The following is a 24,206-nucleotide window of genomic DNA, read 5'->3' as shown; positions in this document are numbered from 1 at the left end:
CTCACCGTGACGACCGAGAAGACATCCTTGTGGGGTGGCCGGTTCGCCGGCGGTCCCGCCGACGCCCTGGCCCGTCTGTCGGTGAGCGTGCAGTTCGACTGGCGCCTCGCCCCGTACGACATCGCCGGCTCCCGCGCCCACGCCCGGGTCCTGGCCGCGGCCGGGCTGCTCGACCCGGACGAGCTGGGCCAGATGCTGGCCGCCCTCGACGACCTCGAGGCGGCCTGCGCGTCCGGCGAGTTCCGGCCGACGATCGACGACGAGGACGTGCACACCGCGCTCGAACGCGGCCTGCTGGAACGGCTCGGCACGCTCGGCGGCAAGCTGCGCGCCGGCCGCTCCCGTAACGACCAGGTCGCCACCGACCTGCGCCTCTACATGCGCGACCACGCCCGCGGGGTCGCGCAGGCCCTGGTCGAGCTGGCCGACGCGCTCACCGAGCAGGCCGCGAACAACGTGAACACGCCGGCCCCCGGCCTGACCCACGTGCAGCACGCGCAACCGGTCTCCTTCGGGCACTGGCTGCTCGCCCACGTGCAGCCGCTGCTGCGTGACCTCGACCGGATGCGGGACTGGGACGCCCGTACGGCCATCTCGCCGTTGGGCAGCGGGGCCCTGGCCGGCTCGTCGCTGCCGCTCGACCCGGCCGCGGTGGCCAAGGAGCTCGGCTTCACCGCCCCGGCGCCGAACTCGATGGACGCGGTGGCCGACCGGGACTTCGTCGCCGAGTTCCTGTTCATCACGTCGCTGATCGGCGTGCACCTCTCCCGGCTGGGCGAGGAGGTCGTGCTCTGGACGTCGACCGAGTTCGGCTGGGTGGAACTGGACGACGCCTTCGCCACCGGCTCGTCGATCATGCCGCAGAAGAAGAACGCGGACATCGCCGAGCTGGCCCGCGGCAAGAGCGGCCGCCTGATCGGCGGCCTGGTCACGGTGCTGACCATGCTCAAGGGCCTGCCGCTCACGTACGACCGCGACATGCAGGAGGACAAGGAGCCGGTCTTCGACGCCATCGAGACCCTCGAGCTCCTGCTGCCCGCCCTGGCCGGCATGATCTCGACCATGACGGTACGGGTGGACCGCCTGGCCGCGGCCGCCCCGGTCGGCTTCTCGCTGGCCACCGAGGTCGCCGACTGGCTGGTCCGCAAGGGCGTCCCGTTCCGCGACGCCCACGAGATCACCGGCAAGCTGGTCGCGCTCTGCTCGGTCCGCGAGTGCGAACTCGAGGACCTGACCGACGACGACCTCAAAACGGTCAGCGAACACCTGGACCCGTCCGTCCGCCAGGTCCTCACCGTCGAGTCGGCCCTGGCCTCCCGCACCACCCCCGGCTCGACCGGCCCCGGCCCGGTCGCCGACCAGCTCGTCCAGGTCCAGCACCACCTGGACACGTGGCGCACCTGGGCGGTCGAAAAGGTCGTACCCCGCTAACCGCGGATCACGCCGGGCCGGCCACGCGACACCCGTGGCCGGCCCGGCTCCGTTAGGCTTCGGCGCCGTGGAGATCCGGAGCTTGCTTGGGGGCGGTGGGCGTGAGGTTCCCGCGTATGGGAGTGCCGGGCTCACCGCGGAGGCGCTGGTGCGGGCGGAACATACGGCGGTGACGGTGTTGCGGGTGGCGGCGGGTGGCCGCATCGGGCGTCATCCGGCCACGGGGGACCAGCTTCTCCTGGTCGTTGAGGGGCGCGGGCGGGTTCGCTCCGGCGACGGGGACTGGCAGCCGGTCGCGGCCGGTGATGTGGTGCGCTGGCGTGACGGCGAGGACCACACCACCGAGGCGGATGAGGCCCTCGTCGCGTACGTCGTGGAGTACGAGGACCAGGTGTGCTGTCCGGGGAGGTTGCTCGAGGTTGTCTGACGATCCGGGTCTGATGTTGTGAACGAGTGAAGGCCTCCAGCTGTGGAGTGGAGCTGTCTAGGAACCAGTTCCAGCAGGCGGGAGGCCTTCGTGTCCCGGCGAAACGCTGGGCCGGGCGCTATCGCGAACTCGGTGCCGCCGGTATGCGGGACCGTTCGTCAGGGCCACCGGCGCGCACCCCGCAGCCGCAGGTCCGCAAGATTGTGCGTCGGTGATGCAAGCACCGCCTCGGCCCGGTCCAGATCGGCGGCCGTCTCGGTATGCCGGTCTCGACCGTGCACGCGGTCCTGACCCGTTGCCGGCTCAGTCGGCTGAGCCACCTCGACCGGGTGACCGGCGAGCCGGTCCGACGCTACGAACACGACCGGCCCGGCGCGATGCTGCACGTGGATGCCACCGAATACGGCAACATCCCCGATGGCGGCGGCTGGGGCTACGTCGGTCGAGCGCAGGGCAAACGCCATCAGCAAGCCACCGCCAAACGCACCGGCCGCCCACCACCCATCACCAGGTTGACCAACGTCGCTGGCCAGCACAACTAGGGCACGATTCTCGTCTTCGGGGTGTCGCCGGGGAGGCCGCCGCTGTCGGTTTCGAAGGGGGGAACCGGGGTGGCGCCGAGGACCGAACCGTCGGCGGCGAACGCCGTCACCGTCGCGTCGCCGTCGGCCGGGAGGGAGGCGAAGGCCGCGCCCGTCGTGTCGGGGACGCCGCCCGGGGACAGCCGGGCCGTGCCGGGTGGGCCGACGGCCACCACCTGGTCCGTGCGGTCGTCCTTGCCCTCGGCCCGCATGCGCCAGGCGATCGGGCGCTCGTCGGCGCCGGCGGCCGGCAGGAGCAGGCGCAGATCCTGACGGTAGGTGTTCGCGCCGCCGTGGAACGCGTACGCCAGGACCCCGCCGCCGTTCGGCTGCACCGTGAGCAGCGCCGCCGGCTGGCCATTCACCGTGCCCGTCCACCGGACCCGCACCGTGGTGCCCCGGGCGGGCAGGCGGGCGTCGATCAGCGCGCTTTCGATCCAGCCTCGCATCGTGGGCCGGTCGAAGGCCCGGCCGCCGAGCGCGTCCGTCAGCGTCCGCTCGCTGATCTCCTGCGTGCTCTGGCCGGCCCGGCCCGTCCATCCGCCGTACGCCGGTCCGCTGTGGATGACCCGCCCGTGCGAGTCGTACACCGTGACCGTGGTGCCGGGGTCGAACGGCGCCGCGGGCAGGGTGAGCTCGGCCAGCCCGCTGCCGGGCGTGCCCGTCCGCGGCGCGGCGTGCTCGACCCGGCCCGCCGGGCTGTAGGTGAAGCCGCTGCTCACCGCCACCGTCGAGCCCGAGGGGGCCACGACCACCAGCGCGCCCGGGGCGTCGGTGCGGCCCTGCTTGAAGATCGCCACCGGGTCGTCGCCGTCGGTGCGGGCGTCCTCGCTCATCTCGGCCGGCGCCGCGCCCGGCTCCCCCCGGTACCACATCAGGGTCTGGCTGGTCAGGAACCCGAACCGCAGCGGCACCAGCGCCAGCGCCAGCCGATGGCCGGGCACGTCACCGGCGTACAGGAACCGGATTTTGCTCCGGTCCTGGATCTTCCACAGCTCGCCGGGGTCCTCGACGTCCTTGATCTCGCCGCGCAGGCCGTCCAGCCACGCGGTGTCGTCGGCCAGCGAACCTCGGGGCGGGCTCTTGGCCAGCGCCGTCTCCCATCCCGCGATCGCGAGGCCCGGCGCCCAGCCGGGCAGCGGCACCACGCCGGTCTGCACGCCCACCGCGGCCACCAGGGCGGCCGCCACCACGGCGATCCGGATCCGCCGGTTGCGCTTGTGGGTCTTCTCGCGCTTGGCGAAACCCTTCCACGGATCTTGCGGTACGCCCAGGGCGCCGGCCTCAGCCGCCAGCGCGTCGCGCAGCGTCGCCTCGGTGGTCATGCGCGCTTCCCTTCGAGAGTCGGGGCGGGCCGGAACTCGGCGCGCAGCCGGTCGAGGCCGCGTGAGGCCTGGCTCTTGACGCTTCCGACCGAACAACCGAGCGTCGCCGCCGTCTCGGCCTCGCTGAGGTCGGCGAAGTAGCGCAGCACCAGCACCGCCCGCATCCGGGGCGGCAGGCCGCGCAGCGCTGTGATCACCTCGTGCCGCTGGTCGAGCGGCCCGTACGGATCCCCGGCCGGCGCGTCGCTGAGCAGCAGCGGCACCTCGCTGACCCGCCGTCGCCGCCGCCACGACACGGCCGTGTTGACCATGGCTTTGCGGACGTACGCGACGGGCGCCTCCATCCGCGACACCCGCGGCCAGCGGCGGTGGGTCTTCTCGAGGGCGGCCTGCACCAGATCCTCGGCGTAGCCGCGATCGCCGGTGAGCAGGTAGGCCGTGCGCAGCAGCGGCGCCCACTCCCGTTCGACGAACGCCCGGAAGTCCTCAGCAGAAGGCATGCGAGGTTAACGCCACCACACCGGCAAAAGGTTGAGCCCGGCCGATCGCGGGATCGGCCGGGCTCGCACACACCGAACCTTAGACGGCGAAGCCGCGGTGGCGGCGGAACAGTTTGCGCATCATGAAGACGGTCTGGGCGATGGTGGCGATGTAGAGGATCGGCCAGCCCAGCGACAGGATCGCCGACTGCACGGACACGCTCTGCTGGCTCCACGCGTAGGTGGCGCCGCCGAGGACGGCGAGCAGGACCACCAGGGGCATGACGTACGCCGAGCCCTTGCCCTTCTCGGCGTTGGCCTGGGCGGCCCAGTTGTCCTTGTCCGTCTTGGCCAGGAACTGCGTCCAGGCCGACACGAAGTGCCCCATCCGGATCCACATGTACAACTCGGCCGGCAGGGCCAGCGCCGCGTACAGGATGTCGGAAGCGCTCTTGTCCTTCATCGACAGCGCCAGGCGCAGGTTGAGCAGCGCCGCCACGGCCGGCGGGATCAGCCAGATCGGGTTGAACACGAAGGCGTGGATGGACAGCGCCGCCACCAGCAGCAGCAGGAAGCCGAGGCGGGAGGCGATGTTGAACGCCATCGCGATGTTCTCGTACCAGCGCAGCCGCAGGTTCGGGTGCAGCGGCTGGCCCTGGTTGTCGCCGCGCGTGCCGGGCCAGAACAGGTCGATGGCGCCGAAGTTCCATTTGACCTGCTGGCCGTGCAGGGCGCGCAGGTTGGTCATCGGGCCCACGAAGGCGCGGGCGGTCGAGCTGATCTTCGTGCTGTACCCGGCGTCCTTGATCTGCAGGGAGAGCTTGCTGTCCTCGACCTCGCTGTCGCGGACCCACGGGGCCTGCTGGTGGTGGCGGACCATCACCGTCTCCAGCGCCCGGATGCTGAACAGGCTGCACTGGCCGCCGAGCACGGCCATGTTGCGGCCGCGCAGCAGGTTGTCCATGTTGAAGGCGGCGAACTGTGCGCGCTGGCCGGCGATCAGGAAGCGCGCCATGAGGCCCTTGTAGCGGTTCTTGTCGATGCTGTAGATGGCGCTGAGTCCCCCGATGCGGGGGTCGTCGGTCATCTCCAGTTCGAGCCGTTCGACGGCGTCGCGGGCGAGCGTGGTGTCGCCGTCGACGCCGAGGATGTAGTCGTAGCCGCGGGACAGGAAGTAGCCGTAGTTGAGCGCGCCGACCTTCTTGTCGGGGTTGGAGCCCATGTCGTGGACGTGCACGACGGTGACGAATTCTTCACCCTTGACGGTACGGGTGTGCCGGCCCTCGAACGACCGCGCGATCTCCGGGGTGTCGTCGTCGGTGTTGTTGATGATGACGTGGATGACGTCCGGCAGCCGGGTCTGCCCGAGCAGGCTCTTGAGGACGTCGGCGATCGTGTCCTGCTCGTTGTAGCAGGGGATGATGCAGCTGATCGTGGCGTTGCGGGGTGTCGCCGTGGAGGCCATGGCGATCTCGCCCGACACCACCTCGACGTTCTCCAGGTCGGACAGCTTCGGCACGGCCGGTGGCAGGGCGAGCGGCCCCGCCTTGGCGCTGCGCGGCATCAGGATCTGGCGGTCGGTGGCCCGGCGCAGGCCGGGACTGGACTCGGTCATCGGGCGGCACCGTTCGTGAGCAGCGGCAGGGTCAGGGTGTCGAGAGCGGTGGAGCGGTAGTAGCTGTTCGATTTCGGCGCGGTCTCCACGAGGAGGTCGAGCCGGATCGTCAGCGTGAGCTTCGTTGCTCCCGCCGTCGCCGCCGGAAGGGTCACCACGGTGTTGTAGGGGTAGGGCGGCGTGACGTCGAACTTGCCGCTGTCGGTGGTGACCACGGCCCGTTTGGCGCTGTCGTCCTGGATCACCTGGAAGGTGGTGACGGTGACGCGGTGCGTGCTGTCGGCGTCCTCGATGTGGGCGGCGACGTTGATGGTCTTGGACGAGGCCGCCGTGTACTGCTTGGCGTTGTCCGAGGTCCAGTAGGTCAGCTGCACCGAGAAGTTGCCTTGGTCGACGCGGTGGGTGACCGTTCCCGTGTCGAGCGGGCCACTGGCGCGGGTGGGGGTGGGTGCCGGTGCCGCCGACGCCGACGCCGACGCGGCCGGTGACGCGGACGGCGAGGACTTGAGCAACGGCTTGCTGCTGCTGGTGAGGTCGGTGATGCTGCTGCAACCGGTGAGCAGAACGGCTGCGATGCCGGCTGCCGCAATGCGAACGATGTGCCTAGCTGTACGAGTCAACGGCCCGTCCTGCTGTTCGAGATGACCAGGGGTAAGCGTTCTGGTCGGCCGGCGGGACCCGGACTTGAGAGGACGTGACAGTGGACACTCAGCAGATCCGGTGCATTGGCATCGGTTGATCGGCTGAGCGCGGTATCCGTCGCGTGACAAGCGCGTTACCGTGAGGAGGCGTCGGATCGACGGGCACCTGTGGCTCTCCACCGCCACGTCACCAGATCAGCCAGGCCCGTCCCGCAGTGCCCATCGGGGGAAGGTGATGTGGTGATCCGGGTAGCGGTGGCCAGGGAAGAGGGATATTTCGGCGTTCCCGTGCGCGCTCTGCTCGAGACGAATCCCGACATGGCGTTCGTCGGCACGCTGCCGTTCGGCAACGAGCTGCCCCGGCTGGCCGCGCGGACGTGGCCGAGCGTCATAGTGATCGACACCGACCGCATGGTCAGTCAGGTTCTGCCGGTTGCGACCGAGTTGCATTCGTCGGCGCCGGCCTGCGCGCTGCTGCTGCTCTGCGATCCGGCCAAGCGCGGCATGCTGCCGCCCCGCCACCGGACCGGCTGCCTGAACTTCCTGCTCAAGACGGCCAGTGCCCACCTTCTCGCCGATTCCGTACGCCGTCTCGCGCTCGGCGAGCGGGTGGTGTCCCCGATGTTGCAGGCGGCCTCGCTCACCACCGAGCGTGGCCTGACCACCCGGGAGCTGGAGGTGCTGGGCCTGGCCGCCGAGGGCGACTCGGTCAAGGAGATCGCGGGCCGGCTCTACCTGTCCGGCGGCACGGTCCGTAACTACCTGTCCGCCATCATCGCCAAGACGGGCGCGCGCAACCGTCTCGACGCCATTCGAATCGCCCGTAAGGACGGCTGGCTGCGGTAGGGCGCCCACGTATCCTCAGAACGGTGCAGCGATTGGTAATCCCCGCGATCCCCGTCATGCTCGTCCTGGGGATCGCCCTGATGGCCTTCGCCGCGAGCCGGGTGCGCGACCGGGCGCAACTGGTGAACGCGTGGCTCGCCGGCTGGTACGCGGTGGCCGTCCTCGGCGCGACCATGCTGCCGCTGCACGTGGGCTGGGGTCCCGGTTCCCCCGACTGGTACCGGATCATTCTGGTGCCCATCCTGGAGATGCGCCCGGCCGACTTCATCCTGAACGGCGCCATGATGCTGCCGCTGGCCTGGTTCCTGCAGACGGTGTTCCGGGTCACCCGGGAGCCGCGCGTGGTCCTCATCGGCTTCCTGATCAGCCTCACCATCGAGCTCACCCAGCTGTTGCTGCTGGTCACGGTGCACGGCACCCGCTGGGCCGACGTCAACGACCTGCTCTCCAACACGCTGGGTGCCTGGCTGGGCTTCATCTTCCTGGAGAGCTTGCTGCGGGTTCCTTTCGTACGGGATCTGGCCCGGCGCTGTGCGATCGGCCGGCCTCAGCTGGCGGCGACCCGCTCGTAGAGCTCGTTCACGTCGGCGGCCATCCGGTTCGCGCGGTAGCGGTCGGGCAGGGTCCGCGGGGGCAGCCGGGCCCCGTACCTCTCGAGGTGGCACAGAACCTCGGCTCGCAGGGCCCGGGGCAGCGACTCCGGATCGTGCGGGGTGAGCCGCCGGGTGTGCTCCACCGGCGTGCGGGCCGCCGTCATCTCCTCCAGAGGCGGGCAGGCCGCGTACAGCGCCGGCAGTCCGGCCGCTATCGCCTCCAGCACGGCCAGCCCGAAGGTCCCACGGCCGGGTGACGCGAAGACGTCCATGGCGCACAGCATCTCGCGGGGGTGCTCGACCGGCCCGGCGAACAGCACCCGGTCGCTGACCCCCTCGATGCCGGCCAGTAGTTGCAGCGCGACCCGGGCCGGTCCGTCGCCGACCAGCAGCAGCGTCGCCGCCGGAACTTCGGCCACGGCCCGGATCAGGGTGTCGAGGCGCCGCTCGGGTTCGAGCCGGCCGACGGCCCCGACGACCGGGGTGCCGGGCGGGATGCGCAGCCGGGCCCGGGCCGCCGAGCGCAGCGCTGGATCGAAGGCGTACTCGCCGGCGTCGAGCGCCTTGGGGATGACGGTGACCCGGTCGAGGGGCACGCCCCAACGCCGCAGCCGGTCGACCACGGCCGGGGCGGCCGCGACGGTCACGCCGCTGTGCCGTTCCCCGGCCAGGTAGAGCGCCCGCACCCCGGCCGCGGTCCGGCGGCCCTCGTCGGCGTGGTACTCGGTGGCGACCACCCGCGGTGTCCGGGCCAGCCGGGCGGCGACCCGTCCCTGCACGCACGCGCGGAAGAGATGGGTGTGTACGACGTCGAAGCGCCCCTCGCGGATCAGGCGGCCCATCCGGCGGATCGCGCCGAGGTCGCGGTCGCGGGTGGTCGGCCACTCGTGCAGGGTGGCGCCGGTCGCCCGCAGGACCGGGGGAGCGGGACCGAGGGTGAGCACGTGCCCGTCGTACGGCAATCGCCCCAGCAGCAGGCGCAACTGATGCTCGGCGCCGCTGCCGGGCCGCGCTCCGATGACGTGCAAGACCCGCATGATGGCCTCTCTCGACAAATGGACGGTCGCAGACGTTCCGGCGCGATGAAAGTCGCAAATGTCATGCCGAACAAGAGCGATATTCATCTTATTGGGCGACGTAGTGCCTGGTCAGGTCCCATGTCATGTGGAACATGAGAGATATTCAGATCGCTCGTGACAATTGCCACTGTGGAGGTGAGATAACGACTGCGAGCCTTTTAAAGCGCATTCCCAGCGCTGTTTTCGGGGGAGGACTCCATGGTCGTAAGCAGTGCGGCGCGCGAGGTCACCGAGGACCCGAGCCACCGCGCCCGGGCCGGTGTCCTGCCCGGCCGGGCCGCCCGGGCCGGGGCCGACGCCGCCGCGCTGGCGCTGGCGCTGCTGATCGCCACCCTGCTGCGCCACGACGGCGACCTGGCCGAGGCCGATCTGACCGGCCTGGCCGTGCTGGCCGCCGTGGCCGCGGTCGTGCTGGCCGTCACCGGTTCCTGGTGGGGCCTGTACACGGGCCGCTGGCAGTACGGCTGCTTCGAGGAGATCGCGGCGCTGGCCAAGACCCTCGCGGTCACCACGCCTGTCCTGTTCCTGCTGGACACTCTGCTCGGCCGGCTCGTGCCGCGGTCGGCCATCATCGGCGCCGGGCTGGTCGCGCTCGTGCTGGCGGCCGGCGTGCGGTACGCCGTCCGGCTCCTTCAGGACCAGCGGCTGCGTCCCTCGGCCGAACACGGCCTGCGGGTGGTGGTGATGGGCGCCGGCGAGGGCGGCGCCCAGGCCGTCCGGTCGATGCTGCGCAGCCCGTCCAGCCCGTACGTGCCGGTCGCCCTGCTCGACGACGACCCGGCCAAACGCACCCTGCACATCATGGGGGTCCCGGTGGCCGGCACCCGGCGCGCGCTGGCCGAGGTGGTCCGGCGCTACGGCGCCCACTCCGTCCTCATCGCCATCCCCAGCGCCGGTGCCGACCTCATCCGCGAGCTCACCGAGGCCGCCGGCCCGATGAACGTCGACGTCAAAGTCGTGCCGCCGGTGGTGGAACTGTTCGGCCGCACGGTCAGCGTCGACGACATCCGCCCGGTCACCCACGCCGACCTGCTCGGCCGCCGCGAGATCGGCATCGACCTGGCCGCCGTGGCCGGATATCTGGAAGGCCGCCGGGTGCTGGTCACCGGGGCCGGCGGATCGATCGGATCCGAGCTGTGCCGCCAGGTCGCCCGCTTCCGCCCGGACCGGCTGGTGATGCTCGACCGCGACGAGTCCGGCCTGCACGCCGTGCAGCTCTCGCTGGACGGCCGCGGCCTGCTCGACGACCGCAACCTCGTGGTGGCCGACATCCGCGACCGGCAACGCCTCGACGAGGTCTTCGCCGAGCACCGGCCGCACGTCGTGTTCCACGCCGCCGCCCTCAAACACCTGCCCCTGCTCGAGATGCACCCCTCCGAGGCGCTCAAGACGAACATCCTCGGCACGTACCAGGTCCTGCAGACCGCGCTGCGGCACGGCGTCGAGCGGCTGGTGAACATCTCCACCGACAAGGCGGCCGACCCGGTGAGCGTGCTCGGCTACTCCAAGCGCATCACCGAACGGCTCACCGCGGCCGCCTCCTTCTCCTCGGTGCGGTTCGGCAACGTGCTCGGCAGCCGCGGCTCGGTGCTGACCGCGTTCGCGGCCCAGGTCGAGGCGGGCGGCCCGATCACGGTCACCGACCCGGACGTCACCCGCTACTTCATGACGGTCCAGGAGGCCGTACGGCTGGTGATCCAGGCCGGCGCGCTGAAAAGCTCCGGCGAGGTGCTGGTGCTGGACATGGGCGAGCCGGTCCGCATCGCCGACGTGGCCAAGCGCCTGGCCGAGGCGGCCGAGCGGCACATCGCGATCGTCTACACCGGACTGCGGCCGGGCGAGAAGCTCGAGGAGAGCCTGTTCGGCGCGGGCGAACACGACAGCCGTCCGTACCACCCGCTCATCTCGCAGGTGCCGGTGCCGCCGCTCGACGGCTCGGTGCTGTCCCTGCTCGACGCGTCGGCGCCCCGCAACGACCTGATCGCCGTCCTGCGCTGGCTCTCGGCGAGCCCCGCCTTCGTCAAGGAGCGCGTCTCATGAAGGTGGTCGTCGCCGGGCAGGGATACGTCGGCCTTCCCCTGGCCGTCCAGGCCGCACGGGCCGGGCACACGGTCGTCGGCTACGACGTCGACGAGGAGCGCGTGAAGAGGCTGGCCGCCGGCGAGTCGTACGTCGACGACGTCTCCTCGGACGACTTGCGGGCGCTGCCCGGCTTCCGCGCGTCCTCGGATCCGCGGTCCTGCGCGGGTTTCGACGTCGCCGTCATCGCGGTGCCGACCCCGCTGCGCGAGGGCACGCCCGACCTGACGTACATCAAGCAATCGGCTCGGACCCTGGCCCGCTATCTGCGGCCCGGCGCGACTGTCGCGCTCGAGTCGACCACCTACCCGGGAACCACCTCCGATCTGGTCGCGCCGATCCTCGAGGAGGGCTCGGGTCTGATCGCGGGAACCGACTTCTTCCTCGGATACAGTCCCGAGCGGATCGATCCGGGAAACCGGGAATGGCGCCTGGCCGTCACCCCGAAGGTCGTCTCCGGCATCAATCCCGAGTCCCTGCAGCGGATCCGGGCCTTCTACGACACCATCGTCGAGCACACCGTGCCGGTCTCCGACTGCAAGGCGGCCGAGCTGGCCAAGCTGCTGGAGAACACCTTCCGGCACGTGAACATCGCGCTCGTCAACGAACTCGCCGTCTTCGCGCACGAGCTCGGCATCGACGTGTGGGAGGCGATCGACGCCGCGTCCAGCAAGCCGTTCGGCTTCATGCGCTTCACCCCCGGACCCGGCGTCGGCGGGCACTGCCTGCCGATCGACCCGTCGTATCTCTCGTGGCGGGTGCAGCGCACGCTCGGGCAGAGCTTCCGCTTCGTCGAGCTGGCCAACGACATCAACAACCACATGCCGGACTACGTCGTACGGCGTCTGGTCGCCGCCCTCAACGAGCGCCGCAAACCGGTGAACGGCTCCCGCGTGCTCCTGCTCGGCCTGGCCTACAAACGCGACAGCGGCGACGCCCGCGAGTCACCGGCCCGCCGCGTCGCCGCACTGCTGCTGCAGATGGGCGCCGACGTGGCCGCGGCCGACCCGCACGTCGTCGAGGACACGCACATCGACCCCCGCGTGGCCCGGGTCGCCCTCACTGCGGAGCAGGCCGCCCGGGCCGACGCCGTCGTCGTGCTGGCCGACCACTCCGAGTTCGACCTGAGCCTGGTGGCCGCGCACGCCGCGTACGTGCTCGACACCCGGCACTGCCTGACCGGACCGACCGTGGAGGCACTGTGATGTGGGACTTCCTCAACCGCGTGGTGGCCGCCCTGCTGATTCTGCTGCTGCTCCCGCTGATCGTCGCCGTGGCCGTGTGGATCCGCGTGGCCGACGGCAAGGGCGTGCTGTTCGTCCAGGACCGCGCCGGCCGCGGCGGCGTGCCGTTCCGCATGCTGAAGTTCCGCTCGATGGTCCACGATTCGGTGGCCCTGTCGTCGTCGCTGGGCATGGCCGACCCGTACGGCCTGCTCGAGAACGATCCCCGCATCACCCGGTGCGGCCGCTTCCTGCGCCGCACCAGCCTGGACGAGCTGCCTCAGCTGTTCAACGTCGTCCGCGGCGACATGCTGCTCGTCGGCCCCCGCCCCGACGTGCTGCCCCAGGTGGCCCACTACTCCCCGCTGGACGCCCGCCGCCTGGAGGTGAAGCCGGGCATCACCGGCTGGGCCCAGGTGAACGGCCGCGACGACATCGACTGGCCGCAGCGCTTCATCCTGGACCGCTGGTACGTCGACCACCGCACCCCGATGCTCGACCTGCGCATCCTGTGGCGCACGGCCACCTCCCTGAACCGCGGCGAGCCCCCCGTCCACGTCGACCACCTGAACATCGACCGTGCCGCCTGACATCGGCTCCGAGTTCCACTGGGAGCCCGGTGTGCTGGGCGGCGACGGCCCGCCCGCCTGGTTTCCCGCCCACCGCGCCCTGTTCGCCACCGCGTGCGGCGCCCTGCACGCGGTGCTGCGGCTCCTGCAACCCCGGGGCCGCTTGTTCGTCCCGTCGTACTTCTGCACCGGCGTAGCCGAGTCCCTGGCCCACGTCGTCCCCATCGGCTGGTACCGCCACCTGCCGGACGCCCTCGACCTGACCGCGTTGCCGGCGGTGCCCGGCGACGTGGTCCTGGCCCAGAACCTCTTCGCCCGCGAGGAAGCCGCCCCGTGGCAGGCCTGGATCGAGGCCCACCCCGCGGTGCCCGTCATCGAGGACCACTCCCACGACCCGTTCGGCGAGTGGCCCCGTCACAGTACGGCCGCCTACGCCGTGGCGTCCCTGCGCAAAACCCTGCCCCTGCCCGACGGCGGCCTGCTCTGGTCCCCATCGGGCCGCCGCCTGCCGGCCTCGTCCGGCCCGCCCGGCCCGGGCGGCGACCTGAAGCTGGCCGCCATGCTCCTGAAATCCGCCTGGCTGGACGGCGAGGACGTTCCTCGTGAGGTCTTCCGCGCCCTGCAACAGCAGGGCGAGCAGACCCTGCTGGGCAGCAGCGCCCGGCCGTGCGCCACAACGGCCGCCGTCCTGCCCCTGATGGACATAGCCGGCGTTCGACGACGAAGCACCGAGCGGGCCCGGGCCCTGGCCGCCCTGCTCCCCACCGAGACGCCGGACTGGCGGCTCCTGCCCCCGGGCCGGACACCGTTCCGTCTCCAGTTGGTGTGCCGCTCCGAGCCGATCCGGGACGCCTTGCAGCAGCACCTGGCCCGGCATCACATCTTCGCCCCGGTGCATTGGCGGCAGACCGCCTTCCACAGCCACGACGAGCAGACCACCACCCTGACCACCCGAATGCTCACCCTCCCGGTGGACCACCGCTGCACCGACGCCGACCTCCATCGGCTGGCTCGCGTCCTGTCGAGCGCCGGAAACGGCGCGCCCGATCCACCAATTCGGTGACTTCAGAGGACGGGCTTGATGTCGACGAGCGGCGTGCCGTCGACGGCTTCCAGGCCGGCCACCTTCACGCGGAGGCCGTCGACCGTGAGCACCCGCACCCGGTGCAGCCCGACCGGGTTGGGGCGGTCGGCCGACCGGGTGCTGAAGACCCCGGTCAGCGGATTACGAGGGTCGTCGCGCGGGTGGACGACGAGTGTGGACCGGTCGGCGAGGTGCAGCCAGGTGAGGACGACCACCTCGTCGCCGGCCGCGAGGTCGCGCAGGCCCTCGGCCACCCTCGGCTCGAAGGCCAGCCAGGCGTCGGCGCCGCCCTCGGTGCCCTGTTTGGGGGCGCTCGCGGGATCGGTCAAGGCCGACTCGACAACCCCGATCGGGTGAATCTCGTACGTCACGACGCCTCCTTTTGATCGCCTCGTACACCGGGGGTGATGGATCCGCCGACAAGGCGTGGTGGTACATCACGCTGCTGACCATCGGCTACATGGTCAGCCGTGGGCTGGCCAAGGCCGGCAGCCGCAGCAGCGACGCCGACCCTCGCACGCACTGACGCTGTAGGGCGTGACCGGGCCGCGGGCCCGGTCACGCCCCGGCGGATCAGTCAACGGTAGGGCGGGAAGCGGCCCTCCAGCGCCTCCGGGGTGGGGCTGCCCGGTTTCTCGTACGCCCGAGGGTCGCCCGGTGACGCGCCAGGTGTGGAAGTCCTGACCGCCCGGCGAGAAGGCCGCCTTGTAGCGGAACGGCGCGCCGGCCTCGGCGTACCGGAAGGCGATCGACGATCCGGCGTCGAGCCGCGCGTACTCGGGCCGGTGGTAGACGTCGTGCCGGACCATCGCCTGCGTGTCGGCCCACGCCCGGTCGCCCGGCTCGAGTATGGCGGCTTCAGCCATAGGTGCCCCTTGCCGAAAGGCGGCGCCGGGCGCGGTGCCGGCGGCGCGCCGACAGGGCGCCGCGCAGCATGGCCCGGGTGACCGCGGTCTGTGTCGTCAGGTGCAGAACGTACCGCCACAGTGGATAGTCGCCGCGGCGGTTGGAGAGCGCGTACGAGAACTGCTTCGCCGGCAGGTCGGCATAATTCGGCATCCGCTCGAACCAGCCGCTGCTGGCCAGCGCGGCCCTTTGCAGCGGGGCCAGCGCCGAGCGGCGGCGGTGCTCGTAGCGTTCCAGGGCGGCCGGCAGGGACTCGTCGGCAGCGAGCGCGTCGGACAGGGCCATCGCGTCCTGCATGGCCAGTTTCGTGCCCGAGCCGATGGCGAAGTGCGTGGTGTGTGCGGCGTCGCCGAGCAGGGCCACCACGCCGTGGTCCCAGCGCCGGTTGGTGACGCGGCGGAAGTTCATCCAGCCCGTACCGCCGGAAGCCGCCCGATGGTCGATGAGCGGCCGGCCGTCCAGGTGCTTGGCGAAGATCTTCTCCAGGCGCGCGCATCCGGCCGCCGCGTCGAGGCGGTCGAGGTGGAGCGCCGACCACGTCTCGGGCGTGCATTCGACGATGAAGGTGCTCGCGTCTCGGGAGAACGGGTAGGCGTGGTACCAGATCCAGCCGGCGTGGGTCCGTTCGAAGCCGAACGTGAAGGTGCGGAAGACCTGCGGCGTGCCGAGCCAGATGTACTTGTTGCGGCCCGTTTCCACCTCGGCGCCGAAGTGCTCGGCGGCCTGGTCGCGCAGGCGGCTGCCGGCGCCGTCGCACGCCACCACCAGGTCGGCCGCCGGCAGCACAGGCCGCCCGGCCGACTCGGTCTGATACCGCACGTCGACGCCGAGTTCGGCCGCGCGCTCGGACAGGATGTCGAGCAGGCGGTGCCGGCCGAGGCTGTACCCGTAGCCGGGCAGGTGGGTGACGTCCTTGCCGGTGCACCGCACCTCGTACTCGTCCCACTTGTAGGCGGCGTCCCAGACCCGGCGGGCGCTGACCGGGTCGTAGCGGAACAGGTCGTCGAGCAGGTCGTCCCAGAACACGACACCCCAGCCGTAGGTGACCCCGGCCGGGTTGCGCTCGAGCACGGTGATCCGGTGGCCCGGGTCGGCCAGCTTGGCCAGCACGGCGAAGTACAGTCCGGCGGGGCCGCCGCCGACGCAGGTGATGCGCATGGTGGCCTCCTAGCGGTAGGGCGGGAACGTCCCGGCGAGGTCGGCCGGGTCGGCGCCGGGCTTCATCCGGACCAGTTCCAGGTACGCCGGTGGGTCCGCTATCACGCGCCACGTGTGGAAGGCGTGCCGTCGCGGGGAGAAGCCGGCCTTGTACGAGAAGAGCGAGTCGCTGCGCCCGCCCCGCCCGCCGCCCAGGTGGAACGCCGTGTCGCCGCGTTCCTTGCACCAGCGGCGCACCTCGTCGTAGAGCAGTTCGTCGGCGTACCGGTGCTTGGCCCGCCGGGTGGACGACACGTATCCGGTGGCGATCCCGTCGTACTCGAAGAAGGTGTTCCCGCCGACCACCTCGTCACCCTCCAGGGCGACGGCCAGGTGCATCCGGTCGCCGATCGCGTCGTGCAGGGCGGCCAGATGCCCGTACGTGAAGAAGTAGTACGGCTGCGCGCCGACCCGGCGCATGTTGTCGTGGTAGACGGCGACCCATTCGGCCAGCCGGTCCCAGTCGTCGAAGACCACCCGCGTGCCGGCCCGGCGGGCCCGGTTGATGTGGTTGCGGTGGTCGGCCCGGGTCTGCCGCCACATCTGTTCGGCGCTGACCGTCAGATCCATCGACACCGTCTCGCCGTGCCGCACCAGCGTCCCGAAGTCGGCCAGCACCGGCAGCGGCGGCGACGGCACGAGCGGATGCATCCGTACGAAGGCGCTCACCAGACCCGCCTCGCGCATCGTGGCCACCATCGAGGCGCAGGCCCGTTCCCAGAACGGGCGGTCGTCGGGCCGGGCGCTGCCGACCAGACCGGGATAGCCGTACGGGGACATGGCGTCGTGCCGTCCCGTACCCGGAATCTCCCGCACGATCAGTGGTAACAACGCGTGCCGGCCCGCGTCTTCGTACCAGAGCGCCACCGGCCGTCCGCCGCACAGGGTGGCGTCGAGGCTCACGTAATCGGGCAGGTGATAGATGTCGTGCGCGGTCCGCTGAAGGGCCTCCTTCCACTCCCGGGCTCCCGGGTCGAGCAGCGCGGCGTGCGCGGTGAGTGTCATCTCGTCATCCCTTCGGCGTGAAGGATTCGGGCGTTGAGCGCCATGTTGGCCGCGAACTGGTCGTTCACCACCTGGTGGTCCTCCAGCCGCCGCTGCACCGACGGACTCGAGCGGCCCAGCTTCACGAAACCGTCGGCCAGCCAGCCGTTGTCGGAGCCGGTGCCGTCCACATAGGCCCGATAGTCGCGGCCGCCGGGCCAGATCACCGGCAGCACGGCCGAGAAGGCGGCCAGGTCGGCGGCGGTCCAGGAGCGGGATTCCACGACGTACGCCATGACGCCGTTGCCGTGTCCCACATCCTGGCCGGGCCGCTTCGCCGAGCCCCACACGTCGCTCCAGAAGTAGGCGGTCGGCTCGACCGGGCTGCGCCGCATCTGGTCGCGCAGGCGACGGTCGATCTCGGTGCGGACGGCCTGGTAGCGCGCGTCCGGGGTCAGCACGTCGAGATGCCGGGCGATGAGCGCCCAGTGCGCGGCCATGTGGGTGCGCTCGCGGTACACGAAGTCGTCGGCCCCGCGCTCGTACCACTTGGTGAACACGTTGGTGCCGGCGAAGGCGAGCAGCCGGTCGAACCGGGCCTGGTATCCGCGATCGGCCATCACCATCGCCGATTCCCGCATGGCGGCGAGCAGGCCGGTGGCGTAGCGCCAGAAATAGCTTTCGTACAGCGGGATCTCGTCGCCGTCCTCGCCGTTCATCGACGACGGCCAGCCGAGGTAGCCGTCCTTGAACCGGCTGCCGGCAAGGGACTTCGACGGGACCGCGGCGGCCATCACGTTCTCGGCGAACTCCAGGGCGCGGTCGAGGTAGCGGCGTTCGCGGGTGGCCCGGAACATCGCGACGAGAGCGTCCAGCGTGTACGAGAGGTTGTAGTGGTCCCAGCTGTCTCCGGACCGGCTCTGCGGCAGGCTGCTGCCGTACTGGAAATCCCAGCCCTGGCCGAAGACGCCGGCCCAGTGGGAGACGGGTTTGATGCCGGCCTCGGTGGCCGGGCTCTCGCGGATCGGTTCCGGCATCGGCGGTACGTGTTCCGGGCCGGCCGAACCGCAGGCGGCGGTCACCGACCCGGCGGCCAGCAGGATCACGGCCCGGCGACTCAGCTTCATGACGGCACCGCCTGCCTTCGCCGCGCCGGCAGCGGTGTGACCGTGGCCGCGGCGGCCAGAGCGGCGAACAGCCAGAAGAGCCGGGCGTCGTAGTAGTCACCGGAGAAGAGGCTGCACAGGGCGACCAGCGCGGCCGCCGCCACGGCGAGCCCGGTCAGCCGGGGCCGCGGGCCGCCACCGCGTACCGTCCCGGCCCACAGCAGCACCGCCAGGGCGAGCAGGCCGAGTCCGAGGAGCCCGCCCTCGGCCGCGACGCCCAGCACATAGTTGTGCGGGTATTCGACCCGCTGGTTGACCCCGACCGTCCCGTAGAAGCCGTCCAGCCCGGTGCCCGCGACCGGATGCTCCACGGCGAGCCGCCAGGCCGCACCCCAGATGTCGGTCCGGTCGGAGAGGTAGCGGTCCCGCACGGTCTGCTCGACGAACCGCTCCTGAAAGAGGCTCGTGAACGCCGGCGGCGCGAGCACCCCGATGACCCCGGTCACGGCCGCCAGCAGCCCGACGACCGCGACGACGGCTCCGGCCCGGAGCCGGCCCCGGATCTTGAACAGCGCCGCCGCGCCCACGACCATCCCGGCCAGCAGTCCGGCCCGCGACCCGGAGAGCACGGCGGTCAGCAGGAACAGCGGAACGGCCACCAGCGGCAGCTTGCGCCCGCTGAGCATCGTCAGGGCGATCGCGCTGATGACCCCCAGCAGCTGGATGCGGACGAAGACGTTGGGCCCGCCCCCGAACGCCGAGTAGCGCCCCTGCTCGCCCGGCCCGGCCGCGAGGGCGGCCAGGGCGAACAGGATCGCGGCGACGTAGAAGAGCACGAAAGCCGTACGGAGGACCGCGTCCGGATCGCCCGTGGCGTACAGATAGAAGGCCAGGACGAGGACCGCCATCAGCACCAGATCGAGTGTCTGCGGCCCGACCCGCGCCGGTTCGGGCGCCCACAGCCCCGAAGCGATCTGGAAGACGAAGAACAGCGTGGCCGCGACGAGCCAGCCCTCCCGCCGAGCGCCCGTCCGCTCCCGGCGCGGCCGCCGCGCCACGTCCACGCCGAGCGCGACCAGCCCCACCGCCAGCCCGATGACCCGCAGGTCGACCCAGGCGAGATCGGTGAAACCGGCCCGGTCCAGCGTGTACCGCCCGCCGATGGCCACCAGGATCAGAACCAGGCCCGGGGCCAGGAGTACGCGAGGATGCCAGACCCACGTCACGACGGCGCCACCCGGCTCGCGCCCAGGGCGAACAGCAGGCAGGCCCCGTACCCGATCAGCGATCCGTACGCGGCCCCCGCGATGCCGAACGGCGGAATCAGCAGGAGGTAGCCCACGAAGCTCACCCCGAACCCGACGATCTCGGCCGCCGAGACCAGCCCGCCCCGCCCCTTGGCGATGAGCACCCCCAGGCTGACCCGCGACACCGCGTAGAGCGCCGCCGCCACGACCAGCGGCACCACGATGGCCCGGGCCGGCGCGTAGGCCTCCCCGAACACCGGCACGATGAGCAGAAGCAGCCCGACCGCCGCGATCGGCGCCACCACCACGCAGTACAGGCTCGCCGCCAGCACCAGGGGCCGGCTGCGCAACGTCCCCTCCCGGTACGCCACCCGCCACCGCCCCAGCCGCGAGTCGGCGTAGGCCCGCACCGGCCACGCCAGCAACTCGGTCATCGTGGAGACACTGGCGTAGAGCCCGAGCGCCGACGTCGAGGCGATCGCGGGCAGGGCGAGCCGGTCCACGCGCAGCATCGCCATGTTCGACAGGGCCGCCGGGAAGAGCGCGATCCCTTCCCGCCGCACCAGCCGGTTGTGGTCGCGCTGCGGCCCGGCCACGCCGCGAAGCCAGAGCACGAGATAGGCCCCGGTGGGCACGATCCCGGCCACGAGATAGGCCAGAATCCACACTTCGGGCCGCGCCGCCCCGGCAACGGAGAGCGCAACGAGCAGCGAAAGCAGCAGAACGGCCTCGACAACCCGCAGAACGAGGAAGTCGGTGACCCGCCCGGCCGCGATCGCGATCGACCGGATGGCCAGCCCCCAGGTCTCGACAAGCGCGTAGGCCGCGATCAGCCCGACAACGGCCGTACCCGGATCGGGCGCCATGACGGCGAAGCCGACGGCCGCGGCGAGCCCGATCCCGCAGGGAAAGGCGAGCAGCCGCGCGTACGCCCGCACCCCCGCCGCCGGCGTCGTGTCGTGATAGGCGGCGACGAAGCTCCGCTCGGTCCCCAGCAACAGAACCTGCGTCGACAGATAGACCACTTGCAGCAGCAGCGCGACTTCGCCGCGGTCGCCGGGAGTGAGCGCCCGCACCATGAGCACGTTGGCGACCAGGGCCACCCCACCCACGAGAAGCTGAGAGGCGACGAGCTTGACGTACGGTTCCCGCAGCTGCCCCCAGACCCACCCCAGCCGCCCGCGAGCACCGGCCTCCACGGCCCCTCCGGCCCGCTCCACCAGCTCACTCATCCCCACGCCCCGCCGTCGCGGTCGCTGTTGCCGTCGCGGTCGCTGTTGCCGTCGCGGTCGCTGTTGCCGTCGCGGTCGCTGTTGCTCTTGCCGTCGCGGTCGCCGTTGCCGTTGCCGTTGCCGTCGCGATTGCTGTTGGCGTCGCGGTTGCTGTTGGCGTCGCGGTTGCTGTTGGCGTCGCGGTTGCTGTTGGCGTCGCGGTTGCTGTTGGCGTCGCGGTTGCTGTTGGCGTCGCCGTTGGCGTCGCGGTTGCTGTTGGCGTCGCGGTCGCCGTTGCCGTTGCCGTCGCGCTCGCGGTCGCCCCGAGCGGCTTCCTCGTGGGCACGCGCAGCCTCCGCGCCTTCCCCGCGGGAGTAGCCGACCTCGTCCACGGCTTCCTTCGTGCCCGCGTTTGCTCCGGCGGCGGTACTTCCCGCGAGCCCCAGCAAGGCTCCTAAATCGGATTTATCCGATGAGGAGAGGCCGCCTTCTTCCTTATGGACCGCACCTTCCTCCGCCTCCGTTCCGCCCATATCGGATTTATCCGGCGAGGCGGAATCGCCGGGCTCCCGTACGTGCGCCGTGCCGCGCGCGATCGGTGGCGCCTCGCTCTCGGCGGCGGCGCTGGAGGCGGAGACGTGGGCGGTCGCCCGGACGACCGTGGGAACAAACGGCGGAATGCCTGCCGGGATGGCGGGCGAGGTGGAAACCGGCTGCTCGGCATCGGCCGGCGGTAGCACGGAGTCCGGGAACGCGGTCGGTGGTGGCGCGGTGCCCGGGAACGCGGTCGGTGGTGGCGCGGTGCCCGGGAACGCGGTCGGTGGTGGCGCGGTGCCCGGGAACGCGGTCGGTGGTGGCGCGGCGCCCGGGAAGGTGGTCGATGGTGGCGCTGAGCCTGGGAAAGCGGTGGGCGTCGGCGCGGCGCCCTCGGAAGTGGTCGGCGAAGGCGTGGAGTCGCCGGGAGCGGCCGGCGGTGGCGCTTGCGGGGTGTCGGTGACGCGGGCTCGGCCCTGGACCGTGGCGGGATAGGCCGGGATCAGGCCCACCGACGTCTCCTCGTCGTCGGAGGGGCCGCCGACCAACGTCTGGATCAGGCTGGGGCTGTCGGCCGGTACCTGCGGTGGGCGATGCCGGATCGCGCCCGTCGGCAGGCGGCGGGGCAGGGCGTTCAGGACCGCGCCGACCAGGTGGGCGCCCACCCTCTCCAGCAGGTCGGCCGCGCGCTGGACCTCCGCCGCCCGGGTTCGGTTGGCCCGTACCACCAGCAGGGCGCCGTCCGTCACCTTGCTCAGGACCGTGGCGTCGGCCGTGCCGGCCAGGGGCGGCGCGTCGACCAGCACGACGTCGAAGCGGCGGGTCAGGTCGTCCATCGTCGCGCCCAGCCGGGGCGATGCCAGCGCCTCGCCCGGGTCGGGGATGTGCGTGCCCGGCGGCAGCACCGTCAGGCGGCCGTCGAGCGGGTTGTGCAGCACCTCCGTCACCGTCGCCGTGCCCGCCAGCACCTCGGCCAGGCCCGGGCCGGGCTCCAGCGACAGGTAGCGTCCCACCCCGGGCGAGCGCAGGTTCGCGTCGACCAGCAGCACCCGGGCGCCCGTCTCGGCCATCGCTATCGCCAGGCCGCAGGCCACCGCCGTCGTTCCCTCTTTACGGGTGGCCCCGGTCAGCAGCAGCGAGCTGCCCCCGTCCAGGGACGGCAGCAGGCTGCGTAACCTCCGGAACGCCTCGGCCAGTTCCTCGTCCGGTTTCGCCGTACGGCCGTAGCGGTTTCCGATCGCGATGACGCCCACGGTTCCGATGCCGAGGCGGCGCAGGTCGTCCTCCTCGCTCACCTTCTTGCGGGTCATCTCGCGGACCGCCACCACGATCGCGCCGATCAGGAGGCCGAGGACCGCCGAGAAGCCGGCGTTGCGGACGAGACCGTCCGGCTCTTTCGTCGTCACCGCGTCCTGGGCGATCGAGACCGCCGGCGCCGGCCCGAGCCTTTTCACCAGCGCCACCAGTTCGGCCGTGGCCGTGCGCACGATGGCCCGGCTTCGTTCCGCCGACGGGTCGGTTGCCGTCACCATCAGCAGGTCCGTGCCGTCCTGGACCTGTGCCGTCAGGTGGTCGGTCACCCCGTCGACCGTGAGGCCCTGTCCTACTTTCGCGACCACGCCCTGCGCCACCCGCGGGCCGGTGAGCAGCACGATGTAGGAGTTGAGCCGGCTCGCCCCGGTGTCGGCGTCGTCCGCCCCGGTGGTCACGAACAACACCATCGACGACCGGTACGCGGGCGGCCGGCTCAACGTGAGCGCGGCGGCCGTCCCGGCCGCCAGCAGTACCGGCACGACGATCCAGATCCAGCCGCGCCGGCACGCCCTCGCGTATTCGCGCAGTTCCACGTCAGGCCGCCGCTCGGTCGAGCACGGCCGCGAACTGCTCGAAGAGTTTGTCGCGGGAGAACCTTTCGACCGCCATGGTGTACGCGGCCGCGCGCGCCCGGGCCAGCCATTCCTCGTCCCGGCAGTGCGCTTCGAGGGTCGCCGCGGCCGCGGACGTGTCCACCGGGTCCAGCACGAGCCCGGCCCCGGTCGAGCGCAACAGGTCGGCCTGCCACCCGCCGTAGTTGACGGCGATCGGCCGCCCGGCGGCCAGGGCGTCGAAGAACTTGTTGGCCGAGTTGTCCCACAGGGCGGGGATCGGCCGGACGAAGCTGGTCGACAGCGTGGCCGCGCCCAGGATCACCGGCAGTTCGGACTTCGGGACCTTCTCCCACATGTGCACCGACACGTCGAGCAGCCCATGGGTTCGCGCGAGCGCCTTGGTGGACTCCCATTCGCGGCCGTGCCCGACGATGAGCACCTGGATCGAGGGGTCCATCTCCCGTGCCGCCTCGACCAGGTACGAGACGCCGTTCACCGCGCCCAGCGCTCCGGTGTAGACGATCAGCGGCCGGTCGGCGAGCCAGCGGTGCTCCGTGCGGAACTTCTTCACCTCCAACTCGTCCACCTGGAAGAGGGCGAGGTCGGCCGCGTTCGGGATGACCGTCGTCCGCGTGGACGGGCGCCGCGCCGCTATCCCGGCCGCCATCCCGGGCGAGAGCGCCACCACCTCGCGGGCGTTGCGGTAGGCGAAGCCGGCCAGCGCGCCGGCGAGCCGCCGCGTGACCGGGTTGCGCAGCGCGCCCATCTCGATCGGCACCTCGGGCCAGAGATCGCGCACCTCGAAGACGAACGGCACCCGGCGCAGCTTGGCGGCGACCACGCCGGGTACCGCGACGGTGAGCGGCGTGCTGGTCGCGAAGACCAGGTCCGCTTTGAGGGCGGCCGCCTTCGCCGCGGCCAGCACCATGAATTCCGCGAAGGCCCAGATCCGGCGGCCGTACGACATCTCGTTGTTGTACGGAACGGCGAACCAGTGCACCTGGATGCCGTCGTCGTCCGTACGCCGCCAGGTCAAGGATTTTGAGACGCCGGTGATGTCGGTCGTGATGACGTGGACCTCGTGCCCGCGGGCGACGAGCCGCCGGGCCTGTTCGTAGGAGCGGATGCCGCCGGCCATCCGCGGATTGCAGTAGTACTGGTGGATGTAGACGATGCGCACC

General features: G+C 71.5%; 22 protein-coding genes and 1 pseudogene. 9 read left to right on the top strand and 14 right to left on the bottom strand.

Annotated elements, in window-relative coordinates; all coding sequences use genetic code 11:
* The first annotated feature begins 6 nt into the window (after positions 1 to 6).
* The 3 genes and pseudogenes from argH to AB0C26_RS00340 all read left to right on the top strand — a co-directional run.
* Positions 7 to 1,431, top strand: a complete 1,425-nt coding sequence (gene argH, locus AB0C26_RS00350; RefSeq protein ID WP_360239118.1) for an argininosuccinate lyase — start codon at positions 7 to 9, stop codon at positions 1,429 to 1,431.
* Between the two features lie 148 nt (positions 1,432 to 1,579).
* Positions 1,580 to 1,858, top strand: coding sequence for a cupin domain-containing protein (locus AB0C26_RS00345; RefSeq protein ID WP_360239115.1), 279 nt, complete (start codon positions 1,580 to 1,582; stop codon positions 1,856 to 1,858).
* A 92-nt stretch (positions 1,859 to 1,950) separates the two neighbouring features.
* A pseudogene (locus AB0C26_RS00340) lies at positions 1,951 to 2,334 on the top strand (IS481 family transposase); the annotation flags it as partial.
* Between the two features lie 62 nt (positions 2,335 to 2,396).
* Here the strand turns inward: AB0C26_RS00340 and AB0C26_RS00335 are convergent.
* The 4 genes from AB0C26_RS00335 to AB0C26_RS00320 all read right to left on the bottom strand — a co-directional run bounded on the left by AB0C26_RS00335 (position 2,397) and on the right by AB0C26_RS00320 (position 6,478).
* Positions 2,397 to 3,764, bottom strand: coding sequence for a hypothetical protein (locus AB0C26_RS00335; RefSeq protein ID WP_360239112.1), 1,368 nt, complete (start codon positions 3,762 to 3,764; stop codon positions 2,397 to 2,399).
* Positions 3,761 to 4,264: a SigE family RNA polymerase sigma factor gene (locus AB0C26_RS00330; protein ID WP_360239109.1), complete on the bottom strand. Its 504-nt coding sequence runs from the start codon at positions 4,262 to 4,264 to the stop codon at positions 3,761 to 3,763. The genes AB0C26_RS00335 and AB0C26_RS00330 overlap by 4 nt, the downstream gene beginning before the upstream one ends.
* 79 nt (positions 4,265 to 4,343) lie before the next feature.
* Entirely contained in the window at positions 4,344 to 5,858 is a 1,515-nt protein-coding gene (locus AB0C26_RS00325) for a glycosyltransferase family 2 protein (RefSeq protein ID WP_360239106.1), read from the bottom strand.
* The gene (locus AB0C26_RS00320; RefSeq protein WP_360239103.1) at positions 5,855 to 6,478 is read right to left on the bottom strand and encodes a hypothetical protein; all 624 of its coding nucleotides are present in this window, start codon (positions 6,476 to 6,478) and stop codon (positions 5,855 to 5,857) included. The genes AB0C26_RS00325 and AB0C26_RS00320 overlap by 4 nt, the downstream gene beginning before the upstream one ends.
* A 261-nt stretch (positions 6,479 to 6,739) precedes the next feature.
* On the opposite strand from AB0C26_RS00320, the gene AB0C26_RS00315 reads away from it, so the two are divergent.
* Both AB0C26_RS00315 and AB0C26_RS00310 read left to right on the top strand, forming a co-directional pair.
* On the top strand, positions 6,740 to 7,345 hold the full coding sequence (locus AB0C26_RS00315) for a response regulator transcription factor (RefSeq protein ID WP_360239100.1): 606 nt from the start codon (positions 6,740 to 6,742) through the stop codon (positions 7,343 to 7,345).
* A 23-nt stretch (positions 7,346 to 7,368) separates the two neighbouring features.
* Positions 7,369 to 7,917, top strand: a complete 549-nt coding sequence (locus tag AB0C26_RS00310; protein WP_360239097.1) for a VanZ family protein — start codon at positions 7,369 to 7,371, stop codon at positions 7,915 to 7,917.
* Here AB0C26_RS00310 and AB0C26_RS00305 read toward each other — a convergent pair.
* Positions 7,893 to 8,975: a glycosyltransferase gene (locus AB0C26_RS00305; protein WP_360239095.1), complete on the bottom strand. Its 1,083-nt coding sequence runs from the start codon at positions 8,973 to 8,975 to the stop codon at positions 7,893 to 7,895. The two genes, AB0C26_RS00310 and AB0C26_RS00305, sit on opposite strands and share 25 nt — an antisense overlap.
* A 240-nt stretch (positions 8,976 to 9,215) precedes the next feature.
* Between AB0C26_RS00305 and AB0C26_RS00300 the strand changes: the two genes are divergently transcribed.
* The 4 genes from AB0C26_RS00300 to AB0C26_RS00285 are packed head-to-tail and all read left to right on the top strand — an operon-like array spanning position 9,216 to position 13,951.
* Complete coding sequence (locus tag AB0C26_RS00300) at positions 9,216 to 11,057, top strand: nucleoside-diphosphate sugar epimerase/dehydratase (protein ID WP_360239092.1); 1,842 nt, start codon at positions 9,216 to 9,218, stop codon at positions 11,055 to 11,057.
* Entirely contained in the window at positions 11,054 to 12,301 is a 1,248-nt protein-coding gene (locus AB0C26_RS00295) for a nucleotide sugar dehydrogenase (protein WP_360239090.1), read from the top strand. The genes AB0C26_RS00300 and AB0C26_RS00295 overlap by 4 nt, the downstream gene beginning before the upstream one ends.
* Positions 12,301 to 12,909, top strand: a complete 609-nt coding sequence (locus AB0C26_RS00290; protein WP_360243415.1) for a sugar transferase — start codon at positions 12,301 to 12,303, stop codon at positions 12,907 to 12,909. Before AB0C26_RS00295 ends, AB0C26_RS00290 begins: the two co-directional genes overlap by 1 nt.
* Complete coding sequence (locus AB0C26_RS00285) at positions 12,899 to 13,951, top strand: hypothetical protein (RefSeq protein WP_360239086.1); 1,053 nt, start codon at positions 12,899 to 12,901, stop codon at positions 13,949 to 13,951. The genes AB0C26_RS00290 and AB0C26_RS00285 overlap by 11 nt, the downstream gene beginning before the upstream one ends.
* Positions 13,952 to 13,953: 2 nt before the next feature.
* Here AB0C26_RS00285 and tsaA read toward each other — a convergent pair whose 3' ends face one another.
* The 9 genes from tsaA to AB0C26_RS00240 form a co-directional block, all read right to left on the bottom strand.
* On the bottom strand, positions 13,954 to 14,343 hold the full coding sequence (tsaA, locus tag AB0C26_RS00280) for a tRNA (N6-threonylcarbamoyladenosine(37)-N6)-methyltransferase TrmO (protein WP_360239083.1): 390 nt from the start codon (positions 14,341 to 14,343) through the stop codon (positions 13,954 to 13,956).
* 93 nt (positions 14,344 to 14,436) lie between these two features.
* On the bottom strand, positions 14,437 to 14,838 hold the full coding sequence (locus AB0C26_RS00275) for a hypothetical protein (RefSeq protein WP_360239080.1): 402 nt from the start codon (positions 14,836 to 14,838) through the stop codon (positions 14,437 to 14,439).
* The gene (locus AB0C26_RS00270; RefSeq protein ID WP_360239077.1) at positions 14,831 to 16,036 is read right to left on the bottom strand and encodes an FAD-dependent monooxygenase; all 1,206 of its coding nucleotides are present in this window, start codon (positions 16,034 to 16,036) and stop codon (positions 14,831 to 14,833) included. The genes AB0C26_RS00275 and AB0C26_RS00270 overlap by 8 nt, the downstream gene beginning before the upstream one ends.
* A 9-nt stretch (positions 16,037 to 16,045) precedes the next feature.
* A complete protein-coding gene (locus AB0C26_RS00265; protein ID WP_360239074.1) occupies positions 16,046 to 17,080 on the bottom strand; it encodes a GNAT family N-acetyltransferase in 1,035 nt (344 codons plus the stop codon).
* Positions 17,077 to 18,186, bottom strand: a complete 1,110-nt coding sequence (locus tag AB0C26_RS00260) for a hypothetical protein (protein WP_360239071.1) — start codon at positions 18,184 to 18,186, stop codon at positions 17,077 to 17,079. The genes AB0C26_RS00265 and AB0C26_RS00260 overlap by 4 nt, the downstream gene beginning before the upstream one ends.
* On the bottom strand, positions 18,183 to 19,391 hold the full coding sequence (locus AB0C26_RS00255; RefSeq protein WP_360239068.1) for an O-antigen ligase family protein: 1,209 nt from the start codon (positions 19,389 to 19,391) through the stop codon (positions 18,183 to 18,185). Before AB0C26_RS00255 ends, AB0C26_RS00260 begins: the two co-directional genes overlap by 4 nt.
* Positions 19,388 to 20,644: an NAD(P)H-quinone oxidoreductase gene (locus tag AB0C26_RS00250; RefSeq protein WP_360239065.1), complete on the bottom strand. Its 1,257-nt coding sequence runs from the start codon at positions 20,642 to 20,644 to the stop codon at positions 19,388 to 19,390. Before AB0C26_RS00250 ends, AB0C26_RS00255 begins: the two co-directional genes overlap by 4 nt.
* Positions 20,641 to 23,004, bottom strand: a complete 2,364-nt coding sequence (locus AB0C26_RS00245) for a polysaccharide biosynthesis tyrosine autokinase (protein ID WP_360239062.1) — start codon at positions 23,002 to 23,004, stop codon at positions 20,641 to 20,643. The genes AB0C26_RS00250 and AB0C26_RS00245 overlap by 4 nt, the downstream gene beginning before the upstream one ends.
* Position 23,005: 1 nt before the next feature.
* The gene (locus AB0C26_RS00240) at positions 23,006 to 24,205 is read right to left on the bottom strand and encodes a glycosyltransferase family 4 protein (RefSeq protein ID WP_360239059.1); all 1,200 of its coding nucleotides are present in this window, start codon (positions 24,203 to 24,205) and stop codon (positions 23,006 to 23,008) included.
* Position 24,206 lies beyond the last annotated feature (1 nt).

It is taken from the genome of Actinoplanes sp. NPDC048796 (assembly GCF_040650035.1).
Taxonomy (GTDB): Bacteria; Actinomycetota; Actinomycetes; order Mycobacteriales; family Micromonosporaceae; genus Actinoplanes.
The sequence above is the reverse complement of the archived record's forward strand: the minus strand, read 5'-3'. Positions and strand labels throughout refer to the sequence as shown.

Coding starts and splice junctions, on each gene's coding strand:
- AB0C26_RS00335 (WP_360239112.1), bottom strand. CDS start 3,764: ATGACCACCGAGGCGACGCTGCGCGACGCGCTGGCGGCTGAGGCCGGC.
- AB0C26_RS00330 (WP_360239109.1), bottom strand. CDS start 4,264: ATGCCTTCTGCTGAGGACTTCCGGGCGTTCGTCGAACGGGAGTGGGCG.
- AB0C26_RS00325 (WP_360239106.1), bottom strand. CDS start 5,858: ATGACCGAGTCCAGTCCCGGCCTGCGCCGGGCCACCGACCGCCAGATC.
- AB0C26_RS00305 (WP_360239095.1), bottom strand. CDS start 8,975: ATGCGGGTCTTGCACGTCATCGGAGCGCGGCCCGGCAGCGGCGCCGAG.
- AB0C26_RS00300 (WP_360239092.1), top strand. CDS start 9,216: ATGGTCGTAAGCAGTGCGGCGCGCGAGGTCACCGAGGACCCGAGCCAC.
- AB0C26_RS00295 (WP_360239090.1), top strand. CDS start 11,054: ATGAAGGTGGTCGTCGCCGGGCAGGGATACGTCGGCCTTCCCCTGGCC.
- AB0C26_RS00290 (WP_360243415.1), top strand. CDS start 12,301: ATGTGGGACTTCCTCAACCGCGTGGTGGCCGCCCTGCTGATTCTGCTG.
- AB0C26_RS00275 (WP_360239080.1), bottom strand. CDS start 14,838: ATGGCTGAAGCCGCCATACTCGAGCCGGGCGACCGGGCGTGGGCCGAC.
- AB0C26_RS00270 (WP_360239077.1), bottom strand. CDS start 16,036: ATGCGCATCACCTGCGTCGGCGGCGGCCCCGCCGGACTGTACTTCGCC.
- AB0C26_RS00265 (WP_360239074.1), bottom strand. CDS start 17,080: ATGACACTCACCGCGCACGCCGCGCTGCTCGACCCGGGAGCCCGGGAG.
- AB0C26_RS00260 (WP_360239071.1), bottom strand. CDS start 18,186: ATGAAGCTGAGTCGCCGGGCCGTGATCCTGCTGGCCGCCGGGTCGGTG.
- AB0C26_RS00250 (WP_360239065.1), bottom strand. CDS start 20,644: ATGAGTGAGCTGGTGGAGCGGGCCGGAGGGGCCGTGGAGGCCGGTGCT.